The organism is Paeniglutamicibacter sp. ZC-3, assembly GCF_025847175.2.
Taxonomy (GTDB): domain Bacteria; phylum Actinomycetota; class Actinomycetes; order Actinomycetales; family Micrococcaceae; genus Paeniglutamicibacter; species Paeniglutamicibacter sulfureus.
Genome location: NZ_JAOYTG010000001.1, coordinates 164,148 through 183,295 on the forward strand (window position 1 = coordinate 164,148; position 19,148 = coordinate 183,295).

The window sequence follows — 19,148 nt, forward strand, 5'->3', positions numbered from 1 at the left end:
ATTCCTATCTGCCGACCATGAGGAAGGCAACGGGGCTGGCGATGAGCAGGGTCAGGGCGACGCGCTGGGCCCAGATGACGACCAGGTGCCAGACCTTCAGCGGGATCCGGGTGGCGAGGATGCACGGCACCACGGCCGAGAAGAAGATGATGGCAGAGACACACACTACCCCGATGACCAGGCGCAGGTGCTCGGATTCGTGGCCCGCCACCACGGTGGCCGGCAGGAACATCTCGGCGATGCCCACGGCGGAGGCCTTGGCTGCCAGCACCGGATCGGGCAGGCCCACGGCCCAGGTGATCGGCACGAAGATGTAGCCCAGCCAGTCGAAGATCGGGGTGAAGCGGGCCAGCAGCAACCCGATCAGCCCCACCGAGAGGATCGAGGGCAGGATCGCCATGGCCATGAGCAGCCCGTCGCGGAAGTTCACCCAGATGTTGCGCCCCAGCGAGGGAGCGTCAGCGAGCGTGCCCATGGCCTCGTTCCACGCGGTGGCCAGGCGGCGGGTGGTGACCTTCTCCTCCGGGGAGGCGACGGCCTGCGGGTAGTAGTCGTCCTTGATGCGGCTGAGCGGGGGAAGCCGCACGCAGATGGCGGTGACCAGGAAGGTGACGCCGAAGGAGAGGAAGAAGTAGGGCAGCCACAGGTGCATGATGTCCAGCGTCTTGGCCACGATCACCATGAAGGTGACCGAGACGGTGGAGAACCCGGTGGCGATGATGGCCGACTCCCGGGCGGTGTAGCGCCCGGACTGGTACATCCGGTCGGTGATCAGCAGGCCCAGCGAGTAGCTGCCCACGAAGGAGGCGACGGCGTCGACGGCCGAGCGGCCCGGGGTGCGCCAGATCGGGCGCATGACCCGCTGGACCAGCACGCCGACGAATTCCATCAGCCCGTAGCCCACCAGCAGCGCCAGGAAGATGGCCCCCACCGGAACGATCATGCCCACGGGGATCACGAGCTTGTCGAAGAGGAAGGGTCCCAGGTCCGGTTCAAAAAGCAGCGCCGGGCCGGCCTTGAACACCAGCATGGTGCCGACCACCAGGCCGATGATGTTCAGGAACGCGAACACCTTCTTGATGCCCGACTCGCGCCACCGCCCGGAGGCGAAGGGGTAGATCGTCCCGGCAAGGATGAGCGCCAGGGCCACGAAGCGCACCGCGTCGCCGAGGCCCGCGATGATCCAGCCGACCAGATGGTCCAGCGGGATCGTCTCCTTGCCGCCGATGGTGATCGGGATGAAGAACATGAACACGCCGATGAGGCTGTACACGAAGAATCGCCACTTGCCCCGCGGCTGCGCGGAGGTGCGTTGGACATCGAGCTCGGTGTTGTTCGTTCCAGACATGGGAGTTGTCCTTTTCGAGTGGGAGTGGGGGGCTTATTGGGCCATCGGGATGCGTACGCCGCGCTCCTGCGCGACCTCGATGGCGCGTTCGTAGCCGGCATCCACGTGGCGGATCACGCCCATGCCGGGGTCGTTGGTCAGCAGCGCCTCCAGCTTGGCCGCGGCCAGCTCGGAGCCGTCGGCGAGCGAGACCTGTCCGGCGTGGATGGAGCGGCCGATGCCGACCCCGCCGCCGTGGTGGATCGAGACCCAGGTGGCACCGGAGGACGTGGCGGTCAGGGCGTTGAGCAGCGGCCAGTCGGCGATGGCGTCCGAGCCGTCCAACATGCTCTCGGTTTCGCGGTACGGGGATGCCACGGAACCGGAGTCGAGGTGGTCGCGGCCGATCACGATCGGCGCGGAGACCTTGCCCTCGGCGACCAGCCTGTTGAACAGCACCCCGGCCTTCGCGCGGTCGCCGTAGCCCAGCCAGCAGATGCGCGCCGGCAGGCCCTCGAATTCGACATGTTCCTGGGCCGCATTGAGCCAGCGGTGCAGGTGCTCGTTTTCCGGGAAGAGCTCCTTGAGCGCCTCGTCGGTCACGCGGATGTCCTCCGGATCCCCGGAGAGCGCCACCCAGCGGAACGGGCCAAGGCCCTCGCAGAAGAGCGGACGGATATAGGCCGGGACGAAGCCCGGGAACTCGAACGCCCGGTCGTAGCCGCCTTGGCGAGCCTCGTCGCGGATGGAGTTGCCGTAGTCGAAGACCTCGGCTCCGAGGTCCTGGAAGCCGACCATCGCCTCCACGTGGCGGGCCATGGAGGCCTGGGCCTTCTTGGTGAAGCCCTCCGGATCGGCCGTGGCCTCGGCGTCCCACTGTTCAAGCGTGTATTCCACCGGCAGGTAGGACAGCGGGTCGTGCGCGCTGGTCTGGTCGGTGACGATGTCGAAGGAGACCTCGCCGGCCTGCTGGCGGCGCAGCAGCTCCGGGAAGACCTGCGCGGCGTTGCCGACGTAGCCCACCGAGAGGCCCCGGCCCTCGCTCTTCGCGGCGGTGACCTTGGCGATGGCCGCGTCCAGGTCCAGCTCGACGTCGTCAAGGTAGCGCTTGCCCAGACGGCGGCGCAGGCGCTCCTCGGACACGTCGACGATCAGCACTGCTCCGCCGTTCAGCGTGACGGCCAGCGGCTGGGCCCCGCCCATGCCGCCGCAGCCTCCGGTCAGGGTCAGCGTGTTGGCCAGCGTGCCGCCGAAGCGCTTGGCACCGATGGCCGCAAAGGTCTCATAGGTTCCCTGCAGGATGCCCTGGGTGCCGATGTAGATCCAGGACCCGGCGGTCATCTGCCCGTACATCATCAGGCCCTCGGCCTCCAGCTTGCGGAATTCGGGCCAGGTGGCCCAGTCCCCGACCAGGTTGGAGTTGGCGATCAGCACCCGCGGCGCCCACTTGTTGGTGCGGAAGACCCCGACCGGCTTGCCGGACTGGATCAGCAGTGTTTCGTCCTCTTCCAGGTCCGTCAGCGTCTTGATGATCGCGTCGTAGGCTTCCCAGGAACGGGCGGCGCGTCCGGTGCCGCCGTAGACGACCAGGTCCTCGGGGCGCTCGGCGACCTCCGGGTCCAGGTTGTTCATCAGCATGCGCAGCGGGGCCTCGGTGGCCCAGGACTTGGCGGTCAGCATGGTGCCGCGCGGGGCGCGAATCACGCGCGAGGGATCGTGTTGGGTGAAGCTCATGGAATGGTTCTCCTTGTCGGTGGTGCCAAATCTGGTGGTGCCCTGTGGGTTGTCGCGGGGTCGCTCGAAGGGCAGGGTGGGGTTGGTGCTCCGGCTAACTGCCGACTGCGGTGCCCAGCAGCGCATGGGCCTCGGCGGCAACCAGCTGCCCGATGCGTTGAATCTCCTCCGGGTTCATCCGGTAGCTGGGTGCCACCACGGATATCGCGGCAACGGGTCCGCCGTCCACGGCCGCTCCCGGTGCCCCGAGCTGCCGCAGCGGAGCGGCGATGGCCGTGACGTCTGCCTCGACACCCTTGTCGGAAACCACGTACCCGGCATCCGGGGTGTTTCCGGCGAACACGACTCCCAGGCTTGAGCCGGCCAGCGGGACGCTGCGGCCCACCCAGGAAGCATGGCGCACCGAGTGGGTGCCCTCGGCGATGGCCAGGTACACGGCGTGGTCGCTTCCCGTGCCCTGGTGTCCGCGCACCGAAAGGTAGGCGGATTCGCCGGTCGCGTCGACCAGTCGCTGCAGCGCCGGCGCTGCCAGGTGGATCAGCGATTCGTGGCTCAGCGCCTGGGCGCCAAGCTGCACGAGGCGCAGGCCGGGCCGGTATTCGCCGTCCGCGTCCTTGCGCACGAAACCGCTGTTCTCCAGGGTGCGCAGCAGGCGCAGGGCCGTGGAGGCCGAGAGTTCGGTGCCGCGGGAGACCTCGGCCAGCGATACGGCCCCGGCATCGCAAACCGCCCCCAGAAGTTGCAGGGCTCGTTCCACTGTTCGGGTTGCCGGTTCTGCCACGGTTTTCCTCCATGTTGGTGATTCGGTGTGTGGAACCGCTCTCAGGAGGGTGCCGTTGGGCGCTCCCGGGCAAAATTCCCGTCCCCAGGGCTTGCCCCGGGACCACGTGATGCGTTTCACTTATTGAAACGCTAATTTCATCCCTTGGCAAGTGTTTGCGAGAGCCGGATCACACGGCATCTCAAAAGCCCCGCCTGTCAGAAGGAAAAATCCATGAATCCCAACGCCACCATTTCCACGGGCGCCGTCACCGTCTCCACCGGGGCATTGCTCCCGCACGATGTCGTCAAGGTCGCCCGCCATCTGGCCCCGGTCGAGCTTTCCTCCGAGTCGCTCGACGCCATGGCTGAATCCCGCACCGTCATCGACGCGCTGGTCACCGACACGGTCCCGCACTACGGCGTTTCCACCGGGTTCGGCGCACTGGCCACCAAGCAGATCCCGATCGAGCTGCGCGCCCAGCTGCAGCGCTCGCTCATCCGCTCGCACGCCGCCTCCTCCGGCGCGGAGGTGCCCCGCGAGGTCATCCGCGGGCTCATGCTCAACCGCCTCTCCACCATGGCCACCGGCCGCACCGGCGTGCGCCCGGTCGTCGCCCGGACCTACGCGGCGCTGTTGAACGCACAGATCACCCCGGTCATTGGCGAATACGGCTCGCTGGGCTGCTCCGGGGACCTGGCCCCGCTCTCGCACTGCGCCCTGGCCGTCATGGGCGAGGGCAAGGTCCGCAATGCCGCCGGCGAACTCGTCGATGCCTCCGCGGCCCTGGCAGCGGCCGGCATCGAGCCGGTCGTGCTGGCCGAGAAGGAAGGCCTGGCGCTGATCAACGGCACCGACGGCATGCTCGGCATGCTGCTCATGGCCGCCGCCGACCTGCGCGACCTGGTGACCATCGCGGACCTTTCCGCCGCCATGAGCGTCGAGGGCCTGTTGGGCACCGACGATGTCTTCGCCGCCGACCTGCATGCGCTGCGCCCGCACCCGGGACAGATCGACTCCGCCGCCAACATGCGCGCAGTGCTCGCCGGCTCCGCGCTGCTGGCCGAACAGAAGGCCGGGGCGCACAAGTTCACCCGCGTGCAGGACGCCTACTCGCTGCGTTGCGCCCCGCAGGTCCACGGCGCGGTGCGCGCCACCCTGGCCCACGCCGAATCCGTCGCGTCCATCGAGTTGGCCTCGGCCATCGACAACCCGGTGGTCACCATGGACGGCCGCGTCGAGTCCAACGGAAACTTCCACGGCGCACCGATGGGCTACGTGCTGGACTTCCTGGCCATCGCCGTTGCGGACCTGGCCTCGATCTCCGAGCGCCGCACCGACCGCTTCCTGGACACCGCCCGCAGCCACGGCCTGAACGCCTTCTTGGCCGACGACCCGGGGGTCGACTCCGGGCACATGATCGCCCAGTACACCGCGGCCGGCATCGTCTCCGAGCTCAAGCGCCTGGCCGTTCCCGCCTCGGTGGACTCCATCCCGTCCTCCGCCATGCAGGAGGACCATGTCTCCATGGGCTGGCACGCCGGGCTCAAGCTGCGCAAGGGCATCGACGGGCTCGCACGCGTGCTGGCCATCGAATTGCTCACCAGCTCCCGCGCCCTGGACATGCGTGACGGAGGCCTGGCCACCACCAAGTCCTCTCCCGTCATCACCGCGGTGCGCGAGGCGATCCGCACCAAGGTCGAGGGCCCGGGCACGGACCGCTTCATCTCCCCGGAAATCGAGTCCGTATTCCAGCTGATCACCGACGGCTCGTTGCTGGCCGCCGCGAACTCGGCCGCCGGCAGCCCACTGGTCTAGCTAGCTCCCCCGCCGCCGAACAAATGGATCATTTGATGGAAAAGGAACGGAACCGGGCATTGCTCCCCGGCAGCGTCGTGGCCTACTCCAGACTGCGTCCGGCGCCTTGGCGCAACGGCGGCGGGGTGACCCGACTGTCATTTTTCGAAGGCGACTGCGCTGGTGTCCGAAGTTCTCTGCACTGAGCTGGTGCGCCCGCCGAGGGAACCTGTACCGGGACGGTTCCCCCGGCGTGGGTAGTGATTACTTCTCAGAGCTGCCCAACATCGATCTCTCCACGACCAATTGTTGAGGATACCCCCCGTATGGCGGTGTCGGCGATCAACTGTGGTGCGGCGCTATGGTTGAGTCGCGTTGCGTTCAAGATGCAAACGGAGACTTTCGGCTTTTTCTTCGAGACCGTCGCGCCACGTTCCAAGCCAATGACTGACCTGCATGTGAAGTATTGCGTGGCAGCCAGACTCCCCGATATCAAGCAGCTCGGCGAGGCGAGTTAGCGCCGTTGATTCGTCCGGTGCCTCATCAATGATTTGGAAGACCTCCTCTCGACGTTCCAAGGCTTCCCGGATCGCGTTGAGGAGGTCCAGCTGTTCATGGGCTTGCCCGTTGTCATTCATGGGCCGAGTCTTCCAGATTTCATGGCAAGTGATTGCCGCCTGGACTCCGCCTAGGCCGTCCCATCTGAGGAACACTGAGCGGGTCAGTGGATTATGTGCACAGGCAGACTCCTCGGCGGCAGAATCAGCCATCCAGGGCTTGTGCGGCACCGGCCTTCAGGAGTCCCATGTCCGTATCGGTGGCCACCCAGTCGTAGCCGAGTGCTTCGAAGGCGCTGGCCCTGACTGACGAGCCGGCGAAAGCCCCAACTTCAATATGGCGGTCATGGCACGCTTTTGCGATGTATCCAAGGGGGGACTCCTTGGCGGCGAGCAACGAATCGACGTCTGTTTCGAGGCTCATTGCCAAGTCGACGGGGCCCACGAATATGGAGTTGATGCCCGGGGTGCCAAGGATTGCGTCCAGGTTTTCCAGTCCTTCGGCGGATTCAATCATCGCCGACAGGTGAATTCGAGAGTTCGCTTCCTGCGGGTTAAGCACGGGTGCCCCGAACAGCGCACTCATCGGTCCCCAGCTTCTCCCGCCCGGTGGAGCGTACCTTGCCGCGTGGGCCACCCCTTGGGCTTCTTCAGCCGTATTGACCATGGGAACCATGATGTGGGTGGCACCTGCATCGAGGGCGAACCCAATATCTGCGTAGCTTCCGCTTCGCAGCCGCACGGCGATGTTGCCACGTGGCGCGGCAGCAAGAGCGGAAACTATTTGGGGTTCACTCCACAGGCCATGCTGCATGTCCAACCCGTGCCAACCGAAACCCATCTTTGAGGTTGTTGCCAGAATTGCCGGTGAGTCAAGAAAATGCCACAGTCCACGGCCTGCATACCTTGCCAAGTTGTCCTCCTAGAATCCTGCCTGCGAACAGCAGGCAGTCCATGGAAAATTTACAGCTTTTCCGTGCGCAAGACGATTCAGTATGGGTTGTGACCTTCATCCTTTCGGCATTTATGCTGTTCATTTTCAAGCTCGCCGGTTTTGGTTTCCGGTCCACGGCGCCAGCAACCCGGATTCCAATAACCCTCATGGATTCGGCGAATCCGGTTTCACGCCGGGGCAGGCCAAGCCAGATAATGGTGTCCATGCTGTCTTCTTCTCTCCTTGGCTTCGCAGGGGTCGCGCTTGTCGTGGTGTTGGCCCCGGGCCCAGACACCTTCCTGGCCCTGCGCTATGCCCTGAATCGCCCCCGCAATGGAATCGCCGCCGCGCTGGGCATGATGACATCCATCATGGGTTGGGCGGCCCTGGCCGGTCTGGGTGTTGCGGCGCTGCTGCAGACCTACCCGGCCATCCACCAGGGAATCGCCCTCGTCGGCGGCGCATACCTGCTCTACCTCGGGATAGGTTCGCTGATCAAGGCCCAGTTCCTGGCCCGCGCGGCGGCAGCCACCGCCCGCACCACCACCCGGTCGGCCACCGCCTCCGCTACCGAATACACCTTCTTCCAGTCGGTTCGGGCGGGGATGATTTCCGCGGCCTTGAACCCGAAGCTGGGATTGCTTTTCCTTGCGCTGATGCCGCAGTTCATTCCCGTCGGATCCAACATGCTGGGTTCGGCGATGCTCCTCGGCGGGATATTCGCACTCATGGGATTTGCCTACCTGTCGTTGCTGACCGCCATCGCGGCCCGGGCCATGGCCTGGTTCAAGAGCCCCACCGTGGGCATCTGGCTGGAAGGCGTTTCATCTGCGGCGTTGGCCATCATGGGCGCGGTGGTGTTCATCGGGGCATTCCGCTAGTTCCCACTAGACTTCATGTCATGACGACGACGAACCGGTCCTTGGCAACCGGCACAATTCTGCATTTGGCCGACTCCACCAAGCGGAAATGGGCCCAGGGGGAAGTCCGGGAAATCGCCGCCGGAAAACTGGGACCCGACTCGAACCTGTTGCCGGCAGAGGGCAAGGAATGGGATTGGCGCCTGAGTGTGGCTTCCATCGAGGCCGCCGGGGACTTCACCCCCTATGGGGGATTCGACCGGACGCTGACGGTCATTGCCGGTGAACTGCTCGAATTGACCATCGACGGCACAGCGCATGCGATGGAGGCTCTTCGCCCCTTGAAGTTCGCCGGCGGCAGCACCGCGGCCGCGGCACTGCCCACGGGAGACGTTCTGGCACTGAACCTGATCACGCGCACCGGTGCGGTGCGCGGCAACGTGCGCATCGTGGAATTGTCGAAGAAGCGCGAACAGCATCTCTTCGGTGCCCAGTTCGGCGTTCTGTTGCAGGGAAAGGCAACCGTGCTGCGCGGGGAATCGGAGGATCCACTCGAGCTGCGCGACACCGTGATCGGCGGGGAGGAGGGCTCCCCGCGCATCAGCGGTCGGGGCTTCATGGCCGTGGTGTCCCTCGACCTGCCGTGATGACACGGACCGAGGGCCGTTGAAGCCCTCGGCTAGGTGTTCAGGCCGGGCTTGACCGGAACGAATCCGACGGCGTTCTTGCGGTGGATGGCCTTCGGCGAGCGCTTGAAGCCCTTGGCATCCATCTTGTTCTGCAACCGGAATTCGGCCAGGGCCGCGTCATAGATCTCGTTCATCCGGCGCCCGCTGACCTCTTCCTGCGTCCCGTCAGCGAAGGTGACGCAGATCGTGAGGCTCTCCGGATAGTGCCGGCTCATCCGGACGTTTCCGTCCGAATCCTGCTTGAGATTGATCATTTGCTGCCTTCTTTCGTGAATGGATTCCCCCAGTCTCCACCAGGCACACCCACTTTGGGCACTCGCCACCGCCTGCGGCAGCAATTTTCTCGCCAAGTTCCCGCAAATTCCTGCGATTTAGGAGCGTGGCGCTTGGGCAATGAAGAGCGCCCCAAGGACCGGATCCACGTCCAGGAAGCGAATGCCCTCCAGGCCCATGGCCGAGAGTGCCGTGCGAATGCGTTGCTGGTAAACCGGCTGGTGCATCCCCAGTCCACCGCCGATGATCACCGGGCCCCGGATCCCGAGGACGGTCGAGACATCCCCGAGGTTCCCGGCCACGTAGGCGACAGCATCGTCGATGATCCGGGCGGCAGCAGGGTCCCCCGACTCGAGCGCCCTGAAGACCACGTCGGACTGCTGAGCCCAATAGCGCCTGTCGGTATCTCCATGGAACAGCCCAATGAGCTCGTCGGGCGATGCCACACCGTTGGCCTGGAGCACGAGGCGGGCCAACATGCCTGGCTGCTGGTTCCGGTTGAACTCTCGAAGGGTGTGCCGCACCGCTTCGCGGCCCATCCAATAACCACTTGCCTCATCCCCCAGCAGATAGCCCCACCCGCCGGCGCGCGCTTCCCGGGCCTCGGCGTTGATCCCCCAGAATGCCGAGCCCGTGCCCAGGATGACTGCCATGCCAGTGGCCGTCTCGCCGGCTGCAAGAATGAGCCGTGAATCGTGCACCACCTGGATGGCGGCCCCTGGCGCATGCACCTCGATCATCGCCCTCAGCCGCCGTGCATCCTCGGCGGTGTCTACGCCTCCGGCCCCGGCCACGACTCGATCGATGCGCCCCGACCCAAGCTCCTCAAATATCCGCCCAATGTTCCTGGTGGCCACTTCCACGCTGACGTTCTGGACATTGCCGCTGCCTGCCATAGCCTCGGCGACGATGTGTCCATTGAACCAACGCACGCCATGGGTCTTGGTGCCCCCGATGTCCAAGCCCACCAATGCCAGATTCTCGGCGTTCGCGGGTGTCATGTTTTCCTTCCGACTGGCACGGTTCCGCCCGGGTTGCGGTTGCTCGTCCTGCCTTCATTACATCACCGACCAGCAAGCCGCAGTCGAGTTGACCCATGAGTCGGAGCCTTCGGTCGATGGCCAGGCTTTAGCCCACGGCATCAAGGATTGGCTACTCCTTGGCAATCGAGTCGCAGGTCCCCAGACGGCCAAGCCGATAGACTGGCTGCTTCATTGCCAATAGAGGGCGGGCATTTGCCCCATGGACTACAACGACTACGACTACGACCTCATCGGCTTCTGGGTGCTGACGTCCGCTGCAGCACTGGTGTCGATCACAGTTGGCAGCCTCGTGCACATGCGCGGAGGCAGCAGGGCTCCGGGACTGTACCTGGTGCTGGGAGTCGCTGCCTCGATCGTTTACGGGATCTTCGCCGGGATCGTTGTCGGCGCGATCTTCGAGCCGCCGTATGTCCCGGGACTCTCAGAGGGCCGTGGGCTGGATTTGCGTGGGATCGGCTTGATAATCGGTTCCTGGGTTGGCGGCGCGCTCGGAGTGCTGGCGACCGTCCTAATGTGGACAATTTCGACTTTCATTCGCTGGCGTCTGAAGCGGAGAACCACGGAGCCCGTGGTTGGTCCGGATCGGCAGGTCCTTCCGGATTAGTGCCCCGCCCGCATCAAAATCGACGCCCGCCTCGTGCGAGTTCCGCGATCTTGCAGCCGACTGCGCGGCCATGGGATACCGTTTTTACGGTCTCTCCAACCGGGATTCCGACTACCAGCCCGAGGCCGTCGAGCGTTTGCACTTGGCCTACCCGCTACTATCGGATCCCGACTTTTCCGCGGCCACCGAACTGGTGCGCAGCACCCTGATCGTGGTTGCGGGAAATATCGCCCATGCCAATCTTGGCATCACCGACACGGACGCCCACCCGCGTCGTCTTCTCGCGCAACTTCGGGATCCCTAGCCGACTAAAGTTTCATATCACCGCTGACGCCCGATCTTTGCTCTTTGCGCGTGTTTTCAGGATGCCTGCAACATTCGCTCGATCGAGGCCGGATGATGCATGACCCGTTCGACCAATGGCGCTTGGCACCGTCGTTCCAAGCGGTGGATTGAGGGACTCCCGCCGAGCCGCGGTGCCCGAGAACCGGGTGAACTTCTATCGATGCCTGATCGACTGTTGTCGCGCTGGAGGGGGTTGAACCACCCGTCTGAAATATCGATCGATTTGCCTCTGGTTCCCTGCGCATTCGGGCCATCACCGGAAGGCCAAGTGACTTCAAATCATACGTCATAGGTAACATTCGGAAATCTTTCAGCCGCCACTAAAACCTCAATCAACGGCCCCTATTGCATGCCTTGGATTCCATTCAAATATCTCGGTGAAGCCGAAAATGCGCCAAAAAATAAACTCATCGGTAACCTACATCACAGCATGTCGATTCAGGATCCGGAAATCCCAATCCCTTACGCGGGGTTTCATTATTTTCTGTTTCGTTCTGCCCCCCGGGAACGACCCGGAAACCGCTCCTCTACGGCGGATTCATGGCGATGCCCCCGGCCCGGCGTGCCTTTCAACACCTGCCGTTTAGGCAGTGTTCACTTCTCCCAACTACGTTTACTGGACTAGCAGATGGAAATGAAGAATCCCCATGGGTCGGTCTACCGCACCTGCGGTTGTCCGACCATGGGGAGGCGGCGAACACTCATGTTGCAGGGACCCAGTGCACACCGTGTTCACACGAAATGCGCGGCCCCGACGGCCAGAGTCAACTACCTCCCCAGGATTCGGCTATCTCCCCGATGAAAGGAGTTGGACAATGACCGCACACGCGAACAAGACCGGTAAGAAGATCGGCCAGCCGAGTCAGCTCAACAAGGTGGTGGCCAAACCGACGACAGACAAAAAATCGGTTGATGAAAAGGCTGCACCCGTGAAGAACGCTGCACCCGCAAAAACCACAGCGAGCTCAAATTCGTCGACTGCAACCGCTGCGAAAACCGCCTCTCGACAGCCTGCCGCTTCAAAGTCCGTACCGGTAAAGACCACGGCTGCTCCGTCTGCTCGAGAGACCGCCGTGATCCCGGCCAAGATTGCGAGTGAAAAGCCCTCAGCCGCAGCTTCCAAAACCACTCCGACGACTGACGCGTCGCCGGCGGCAAAGCCTGCAACCGCGGTGAAGACCCCCGCAACCAAGTCCGCAGCAGCGGCAAAGGCCTCGGTGTCAAAGCCCGCCACCGCCGCAAAATCCACGTCTGCCACTCCGGCCCAGACCGCCGCCGCAAAATCCACGTCTGCCACTCCGGCCCAGGCCACCGCAGCCAAGTCGGCCGCGAAGAAGCCCGAGACAGCTGCTACCCGGAGCGTTGCGCCCGCGGCAGCCACATCTTCCGCCGCTGCCACCTCGATCGCGGCAAAGCCGGCCACCGCCACCCAGACCACTGCCGCGAAGACGAATGACGCCGCGCCCAAGTCCCTCGGAACGGCGACGACACCGTCCCCGATCGCCAAGTCCTCCGCCGCCACCTCCAAGACCGCCCCTGCAGCAGTCAAGGCCGGCGTCGAGGCGAAGTCCACGGCCACGAAGCCAGCGGCTGCCGTTGCCACGGCAAGCCCTTCTGTTGCCCCGGTTGCGCCCCCGAAGTCCGCCGCACCCAAGACCACCGCCGATCCAAAGCCCGTCAAGTCCTCTGACAAGCCAGCAGCCGTGACCGCTCCGTCCACCCAGCCGGCCGACACGAAGTCATCCGCCAACGCAACGGGCACCACCGAAGCCAAGCTGGCAACCAAGGCTGAGCCCGCCGTTGCAACCTCGATTGCAGCCGCCAAGACCCCCGTCACGGACAAGCCTGACTCCAAGGCCACAGCCTCGACCGTTGCGACTCCGGCAGCCGACCCGATGCCGCGCGCCACCCCGTCCGGCCCCGAGGCACCCGAGGCAACCGTCGGAACCGACGCCGCCTTCGCCTCCACCGTGCCGGCCGAGACGGTCCTGCACACGGTGCGCAACATCTCCGAGGTCCGCCACTTCTTCCGCACCAACGACGTGCCGATCTTCTTCATCGGCGCCACCCCTTTCAACCTGCTGGGCCTTGACCGCTGGGTGCGTAACTTCACCTACATCAGCTACTACGATGCCTGGGACGGCGCCCACCCGCGGATCTTCACCCCCGTGCACAAGCCGTACCGCGAATTCGGCTCCGGCGAGGAGATCAACAACTGGCTGTTGCTCAACGCCGAGGTCCGCGCCCGCATGACCAAGGACCTGCGTCCCGGCACGCGGCCCAAGGTCGCCATGGTCTTCTTCGACGAGGAAACCGAGCAGATCTGCGACGAGTTGGGCTACGACCTGATCCTGCCGTCGGCCGAGCTGCGCTCCCGCTTGGATTCCAAGATCGTGACCACCGAGTTGGGCAACGAGGCAGGGGTCGCTTCGGTCCCGAACGTCCTGACCACGGGTTCGGACTGGAAGGCCCTGCGCAAGGCCGCCGACGAGGCCGGACTCGGGGACGAATTGGTCGTCCAGACTCCATACGGCGACTCGGGCAAGACCACCTTCTTCATCAACAACGAGGCTGACTGGAACAAGCACAGCGCCGAGATCGTCGACGAGGAAATCAAGATCATGCGCCGGATCAACAACCTGCCGGTAGCTGTCGAGGCAGTGCTCACGCGCTCGGGCACCCTGGTCGGGCCGTTCCTCACCGAACTGGCCGGCCACAACGACCTGACCCCGTACAAGGGCGGCTGGTGCGGCAACGAAATGCACCCGGACGTGCTCTCCGACAACCAGCGGGCGCAGGCCACCGACCTGGTCAAGCGCATGGGCGACAGGCTTTCCAAAGAAGGCTACCGCGGCTTCTTCGAGGTCGACGTGCTCGTGGACACCGACACCGACAAGGTCTACCTGGGCGAATTGAACCCGCGTATTTCCGGGGCATCGGCCATCACCAACGTGACCGCCGGCGCTTACGCGGACGTCCCATTGTTCCTATTCCACCTGCTCGAATACATGGACGTGGAATTCGACCTGGACATCGACGAGATCAACGCGCGCTGGGAAGCACTCTCGGGTGCCGACGTGTGGAGCCAGATGATCATCAAGGAGACTTCCGAGACGGTCGAGCTGCTCACCGCCACCCCGGCAACGGGCCAGTACTACCTTGACGCCAACGGCGCGCTGGTCTTCAGCCGCCCCGCCATGGACTGGCACATGCTGCAAAACGAGTCCGAGGCATTCTTCCTGCGCATCTACGGTCCCGGCGACTACCGCTGGAAGGGTGCCGACCTGGGCATCCTGGTCACCAAGGGACGACTTCAGCTTGAGCGCAACGGCTCGCCCAAGCTGACCATCCGGGCCAAGCACTTCATCGACTCCATCAGGGCAGGCTTTGCCGGCATACCGGTGGGTGGGGAATCGGCAGTGGATGCGACGGCCGGCATCGGAGTCAAAACACAGTGGTAGCACGGCAATAGAACCAGGGCGCAAGCCCTGGCCGCTACCAAAAGCTGCACCGATGCAGCAATGACAACGCCGCATTATGCGGCAACGGAACGCTGCAATGGTGCAGCCATGGAAGGAACCAGCGTTGGACGGCACGAACCTTGATCACCACCCATCCAGGGTGGACATGCAAAATTGGCAACTGCCGCAAAACCTGCGCTGGTCCTTCCAGCACATGGCCGAGTTCCTGCCCACCGCGGTGATCTCGCGGGGGCTGGAACCGGCCTCCAAACTGCCGGCCGCCCACCGCGACCTGGACTCGATCATGCTGGCCCCGGCCGGTCCCGAGGAAGCGCCGATGAGCGTGGGCTCGGTCATGGGCATGAGCGACACCGACGGGTGGATGCTTCTGCACCGCGGCTCGGTGCTTACCGAACAGTACTTCGGGGAGATGACCGCCGACACCGAGCACCTGCTGATGTCGGTGAGCAAGTCGCTGGTCGGCGCCGTCGCCGGGGCGCTGTATGACGCGGGGATGCTGGATCCCGAGGCGCTGTTGACCGACTATGTGCCCACCCTGGCCGATTCCGGCTACGCAGGGGCCACGGTCCGCCAACTGCTGGACATGCGCTCGGGCATCGAGTTCTCCGAGGACTACCTGGATGCCGACGCCGAGGTGCGGAAGCTGGAGGAGGCGATCGGCTGGGCTCCCCCGGCGGTTCCCGGTCCCACCGGCATGTACCCGTACCTGTCGACTCTTCGACAGAAGACCGCGCACGGCGGGGTCTTCGAATACCGCTCCTGCGAAACCGACATGCTCGGCTGGATCTGCGAGGCGGTCTCCGGCTCGACCATGCCCACGCTGATGTCCCACCTCTTGTGGGGCAAGATCGGCGCCGAGGCGGACGCCGTGATCGGGATCGACCAGTACGGCACCGGCATGTTCGACGGCGGGATCAACGCCACGCTGCGCGACATGGCACGCTTCGGCTCGCTCTTCCTGAACGACGGGCTCTCGGTGGGCGGAAAGCGCGTGCTGTCGGCCGACTGGATCGCGCAGACACTGGCCGGGGCGCCAGACTCCCGCGAGGCCTTTGCCAACAGCCCCGGCGACAACCGGATGCCCGGAGGCATGTACCGGAACCAGATGTGGTTCCCCTACGAGGGCAACGATGTGTTGCTCTGCCTGGGCATCCACGGGCAAATGGTCTACATCAACCGCCCCGCCCAAGTGGTGGGTGTGAAGCTTTCCAGCTGGCCGCTCCCGCAGGACGCCTCCAAGCTCTTCCCCACGCTGCGCGCCTTTGACGCGATTGCCGCGGAGCTGGGCTCCCAGCCGCCGGTGCCGCTCCAGGAATTCCTTCCCCTGTTCATCCGGCCGGCACGCACCCACCCCGTGGCCGAGGACGCCTAATTTCCCCCCTGATTTGTGACGCCCCGCAAGGGCAGTTGCCCCCTATGAATGGACCAGAAGTGAAAGCGGTACTGTCGAAGGTCGACACCGAACAATACGCGACACCTTCCAACGTGTGGAGACTTCGCACCGACGCCTGGGAATATCTGGGCTATGCGGCCAAGCAGCTTCCGGGCATGGCCGATGCCGCCAACGGCGCACGCACCGTGGAGAAGGGCCTGAAAGAGGAAGTCGGCCGACAGTTGCGCTTCCTCGAGGCCGTGGAGACCTACTGGGCAGTGCCCGGCAAGGCGCACGTGCTCGAGCTTCGCACCCGCCTGCGGGAAGGCGACTACGCTGCGGCGCTGACGATGATCGAGACCGTGACGCGCGGGTTCGCGCGCTTCCGCCACGAGCTCGATGACAAGCTCGTCGAGCCGGACCCCCACGCCGAGGCGCTCGACGCGGCGGGCTTGGCCATCGCCGACCGCCGCCCGCGCTTCGAGGTGCTGGTCGTCGACGACGTCTCGGCGACTGTGCGTGAGGAGTTCATCGCCGAGATGACCGGCCAGCGCAGGGAAACCGACGCCTTCATCTACCAGGTCAACGTCGTGCCTTCGCTGGAGGACGCGCTGATCGCGGTGCTGCTGAACCCCACCATCCAGGCCTGCATCGTGCGCCCGGGCTTCACCGTGCCTGCCCGGCAGCGGCCCAGCGACGACCTGCGCCGCTACCTGGACGGCGTCGTCGATCCCGGCGTAGCCTCCCAGACCCCCAGACAGCGCATCCTGACCATGGCCGACAAGCTCAAGAAGCTGCGCCCGGAACTGGACTTGTACCTGGTGGCCGACGTGTCCATCGAGGACCTGGCCGGTGCGGCGAACCGGCGCTTCGCCCGGCTCTTCCGCCGCGAGGAGTCCATGGAACTGCACCTCTCTCTGCTGGCCGGGGTCGCGGCGCGCTACCAGACCCCGTTCTTTGACGCCGTGCAGCAGCACAGCCGCAAGCCGGCCGCGGTCTTCCACGCGCTGCCGATTTCCCGCGGCGGCTCGGTGGTGAACTCCCGTTGGATCAAGGACATGGGAGAGTTCTACGGGATGAACCTGCTCCACGCCGAGACCTCGGCGACCTCCGGCGGGCTGGACTCGCTGCTTGATCCGCGCAGCACCATCCGCGACGCCCAGGTGCTGGCGGCCCGCGCCTTCGGCGCGCGGCGCTCCTACTTCGTCACCAACGGGACCTCCACGGCCAACAAGATCGTGCACCAGTCGATCCTGGCCCCGGGCGACGTGGTTATTGCCGACCGCAACTGCCACAAGTCCCACCACTATGCGCTGATGCTCGCCGGGGCGCAGGTCGCCTACGTGGACGCCTACCCGCTGAACGAGTACTCGTTCTACGGCGCCGTGCCGCTGAAGGCACTCAAGGGCATGCTGCTTGACTACCGCCGCGCCGGCCGCCTTGACGAGGTCAAGATGATCACGCTGACCAACTGCACCTTCGACGGGATCGTCTATGACGTCGAACGCGTCATGGCCGAATGCCTGGCCATCAAGCCGGACCTGGTCTTCCTCTGGGACGAGGCGTGGTTCGCCTTCGCCGGGTTCCACCCGATCTACCGCCGGCGCACCGCCATGGCTGCGGCGGCCGCGCTTGAGGAAAGCTTCAGGGACCCGGAGTACGCGGCGCGCGCCGAAGCCCAGCGGGCCTCGCTCTTCGACCCGGTGACCGGGGAACCGGCCGACGACGAGGTGTGGCTGGCCACGCGGCTGCTGCCGGATCCGCGCATCGCCAGGTTGCGCGTGTACGCGACGCAGTCAACGCACAAGACGCTGACCGCGCTGCGACAGGGGTCGATGATCCATGTCTACGACCAGGACTTCAGCCACCTGAACGAGGTGACCTTCAAGGCCGCGTACATGACCCACACCTCCACCTCGCCGAACTACCAGATCCTGGCCTCGCTGGACATCGGACGGCGCCAGGCGGTGCTGGAAGGCTACGAGCTGGTCCAGCGCCAGGCCTACCTGGCGCAGTCGGTGGCCCAGGCGGTGGCGCGCCACCCCTTGCTGAAGAAGTACTTCCGCGTGCTGAGCACCTGCGACCTCATCCCGGCCGAGTACCGCCAGACCGACCGGCCGATGCCGCTGCGCGACGGGATCGCGGCGATGGACGAGGCCTGGCGCACCGACGAGTTCGTCATGGACCCCAGCAGGCTGACCCTGCACATCGGGAACACCGGAGTGGACGGGGACACGTTCAAGCACCAGTACCTGATGGACCTGCACGGGATCCAGGTCAACAAGACCTCCCGGAACACGGTGCTCTTCATGACCAACATCGGCACCTCGCGCAGCGCCGTCGCCTACCTCATCGACGTGCTGGTCAAGCTCGCGGAGCACTTCGACGCCGAGCGCGAGGACATGTCGCCCGCCGCGCTGGGGGCCCGCAAGGCCCGCGTCGCCGAGCTGGTTTCCTCCCCGCCGCCGCTGCCGGACTTCAGCCGCTTTGCCCAGCGCTTCCGCAGCGGGGAAGACACCGTCGACGGGGATTTGCGCACCGCGTACTTCACCACCTACAAGACCGAGAAATGCGGTTATTTGATGCCGCGGGAGCTAGCGGACCGGGTGCGCGCCGGGGAGGAGATCGTCTCCGCCGGTTTCGTTACCCCCTACCCGCCGGGGTTTCCGATCCTGGTGCCCGGACAGGTCGTCACCGAGGAGATCCTCTCCTTCATGGAGGCCCTGGACACTCGCGAGATCCACGGATTCGACGCGGCCCTGGGCTACCGGATCATCAACGAGGAACCGGACCCCGCCCTCGGGGTCTAGCGCAGATTGCCGGTCACCGGCCGGATGGCCGGTGACCTTTCGCGCGCCGCATCAGTCGCGCGGTCGCACCACCAGGACCGGGCAGGCGGCGTGACGCACGCACTGCTCGCTCACCGAGCCCAGCAGCATGCCCTTCAAGCCGCCGCGCCCGCGGGTTCCCACCACCATCATCAGGGCGTCGTGCGAGATCGCGATGAGGCTTTTGGCCGGCGGCGCGTGCACCGGTTCATAGGTGATCTGGACCCCGGGAAACTTTTCGGCAACAGGGTGGGCATCGCGTTCCAGTTCCTCGCGCACGGCTGCGGTGAACTCGTCCATGGCCGGGACGTAGCCGAATTCCCACCCGGCCGGCCGCGGTGCGGTGGCGATGGACCACGCCCGTGAAACGACGACCGGTGCCGACAGCTTCCGGGCCAGCTCCAGGGCCATGGCCAACGCGTCTTCCGCTCCCTTGGACCCGTCGTGTCCCACCACGATGCTGCCGGCCGGGGCGGGTTCCGGTGTATGGATCGGTATGTTGAATGTTCCTTCGGTGCTCATTGCCGTTTCTCCTTGGGTCGT

At 65.2% G+C, this 19,148-nt stretch carries 18 protein-coding genes; 8 read left to right on the forward strand and 10 right to left on the reverse strand.

From position 1 onward, the window contains the following. Nucleotides 1–4: 4 nt before the first annotated feature. The 3 genes from OIU93_RS00760 to OIU93_RS00770 form a co-directional block, all read right to left on the reverse strand. Nucleotides 5–1,348 carry a YjiH family protein gene (locus OIU93_RS00760; RefSeq protein WP_264268145.1) on the reverse strand — a complete coding sequence of 448 codons (1,344 nt, stop codon included), beginning with the start codon at nucleotides 1,346–1,348 and terminating at the stop codon, nucleotides 5–7. A 33-nt stretch (nucleotides 1,349–1,381) separates the two neighbouring features. Then, on the reverse strand, nucleotides 1,382–3,061 hold the full coding sequence (gene hutU, locus OIU93_RS00765; protein ID WP_264268146.1) for a urocanate hydratase: 1,680 nt from the start codon (nucleotides 3,059–3,061) through the stop codon (nucleotides 1,382–1,384). A 94-nt stretch (nucleotides 3,062–3,155) separates the two neighbouring features. Next, nucleotides 3,156–3,842: an IclR family transcriptional regulator gene (locus OIU93_RS00770; protein ID WP_264268147.1), complete on the reverse strand. Its 687-nt coding sequence runs from the start codon at nucleotides 3,840–3,842 to the stop codon at nucleotides 3,156–3,158. A 213-nt stretch (nucleotides 3,843–4,055) separates the two neighbouring features. Between OIU93_RS00770 and hutH the strand changes: the two genes are divergently transcribed. Further along, nucleotides 4,056–5,639 carry a histidine ammonia-lyase gene (hutH, locus tag OIU93_RS00775; RefSeq protein WP_264268148.1) on the forward strand — a complete coding sequence of 528 codons (1,584 nt, stop codon included), beginning with the start codon at nucleotides 4,056–4,058 and terminating at the stop codon, nucleotides 5,637–5,639. A 338-nt stretch (nucleotides 5,640–5,977) separates the two neighbouring features. Here the strand turns inward: hutH and OIU93_RS00780 are convergent, their stop codons facing one another. From OIU93_RS00780 to OIU93_RS00790, 3 genes are all read right to left on the reverse strand, one after another. Further along, nucleotides 5,978–6,256, reverse strand: coding sequence for a hypothetical protein (locus OIU93_RS00780; protein WP_264268149.1), 279 nt, complete (start codon nucleotides 6,254–6,256; stop codon nucleotides 5,978–5,980). 124 nt (nucleotides 6,257–6,380) lie between these two features. After that, a complete protein-coding gene (locus OIU93_RS00785) occupies nucleotides 6,381–7,016 on the reverse strand; it encodes an HpcH/HpaI aldolase/citrate lyase family protein (protein ID WP_264268150.1) in 636 nt (211 codons plus the stop codon). Between the two features lie 31 nt (nucleotides 7,017–7,047). Beyond that, on the reverse strand, nucleotides 7,048–7,335 hold the full coding sequence (locus tag OIU93_RS00790; RefSeq protein ID WP_264268151.1) for a hypothetical protein: 288 nt from the start codon (nucleotides 7,333–7,335) through the stop codon (nucleotides 7,048–7,050). Between OIU93_RS00790 and OIU93_RS00795 the strand changes: the two genes are divergently transcribed. Continuing rightward, the gene (locus tag OIU93_RS00795) at nucleotides 7,334–7,990 is read left to right on the forward strand and encodes a LysE family translocator (RefSeq protein ID WP_264268152.1); all 657 of its coding nucleotides are present in this window, start codon (nucleotides 7,334–7,336) and stop codon (nucleotides 7,988–7,990) included. The genes OIU93_RS00790 and OIU93_RS00795 overlap by 2 nt on opposite strands. A 20-nt stretch (nucleotides 7,991–8,010) precedes the next feature. Further along, a complete protein-coding gene (locus tag OIU93_RS00800) occupies nucleotides 8,011–8,616 on the forward strand; it encodes a HutD family protein (protein WP_264268153.1) in 606 nt (201 codons plus the stop codon). Between the two features lie 32 nt (nucleotides 8,617–8,648). Here OIU93_RS00800 and OIU93_RS00805 read toward each other — a convergent pair whose 3' ends face one another. Both OIU93_RS00805 and OIU93_RS00810 read right to left on the reverse strand, forming a co-directional pair. After that, nucleotides 8,649–8,912: a hypothetical protein gene (locus tag OIU93_RS00805; protein ID WP_264268154.1), complete on the reverse strand. Its 264-nt coding sequence runs from the start codon at nucleotides 8,910–8,912 to the stop codon at nucleotides 8,649–8,651. Nucleotides 8,913–9,029: 117 nt separating this feature from the next. Further along, nucleotides 9,030–9,932 carry an N-acetylglucosamine kinase gene (locus OIU93_RS00810; RefSeq protein ID WP_264268155.1) on the reverse strand — a complete coding sequence of 301 codons (903 nt, stop codon included), beginning with the start codon at nucleotides 9,930–9,932 and terminating at the stop codon, nucleotides 9,030–9,032. 241 nt (nucleotides 9,933–10,173) lie between these two features. On the opposite strand from OIU93_RS00810, the gene OIU93_RS00815 reads away from it, so the two are divergent. Continuing rightward, nucleotides 10,174–10,578 (forward strand): hypothetical protein, encoded by a 405-nt coding sequence (locus OIU93_RS00815; protein ID WP_264268156.1) that lies wholly within the window; start codon nucleotides 10,174–10,176, stop codon nucleotides 10,576–10,578. 70 nt (nucleotides 10,579–10,648) lie between these two features. After that, a complete protein-coding gene (locus OIU93_RS00820) occupies nucleotides 10,649–10,882 on the forward strand; it encodes a peroxiredoxin (protein WP_264268157.1) in 234 nt (77 codons plus the stop codon). A 903-nt stretch (nucleotides 10,883–11,785) separates the two neighbouring features. Here OIU93_RS00820 and OIU93_RS00825 read toward each other — a convergent pair. Then, a complete protein-coding gene (locus OIU93_RS00825) occupies nucleotides 11,786–12,172 on the reverse strand; it encodes a hypothetical protein (protein WP_264268158.1) in 387 nt (128 codons plus the stop codon). Here OIU93_RS00825 and OIU93_RS00830 point away from each other — a divergent pair. The 3 genes from OIU93_RS00830 (at nucleotide 12,141) to OIU93_RS00840 (ending at nucleotide 18,587) form a co-directional block, all read left to right on the forward strand. Next, entirely contained in the window at nucleotides 12,141–14,384 is a 2,244-nt protein-coding gene (locus OIU93_RS00830; RefSeq protein ID WP_264268159.1) for a biotin carboxylase, read from the forward strand. The two genes, OIU93_RS00825 and OIU93_RS00830, sit on opposite strands and share 32 nt — an antisense overlap. Before the next feature lie 166 nt (nucleotides 14,385–14,550). Then, nucleotides 14,551–15,777 (forward strand): serine hydrolase, encoded by a 1,227-nt coding sequence (locus OIU93_RS00835; protein ID WP_264268160.1) that lies wholly within the window; start codon nucleotides 14,551–14,553, stop codon nucleotides 15,775–15,777. Between the two features lie 44 nt (nucleotides 15,778–15,821). After that, on the forward strand, nucleotides 15,822–18,587 hold the full coding sequence (locus tag OIU93_RS00840; protein WP_372342839.1) for an aminotransferase class I/II-fold pyridoxal phosphate-dependent enzyme: 2,766 nt from the start codon (nucleotides 15,822–15,824) through the stop codon (nucleotides 18,585–18,587). Nucleotides 18,588–18,638: 51 nt separating this feature from the next. Here the strand turns inward: OIU93_RS00840 and OIU93_RS00845 are convergent, their stop codons facing one another. Continuing rightward, the gene (locus OIU93_RS00845) at nucleotides 18,639–19,127 is read right to left on the reverse strand and encodes a universal stress protein (protein WP_264268162.1); all 489 of its coding nucleotides are present in this window, start codon (nucleotides 19,125–19,127) and stop codon (nucleotides 18,639–18,641) included. Nucleotides 19,128–19,148: the final 21 nt, after the last annotated feature.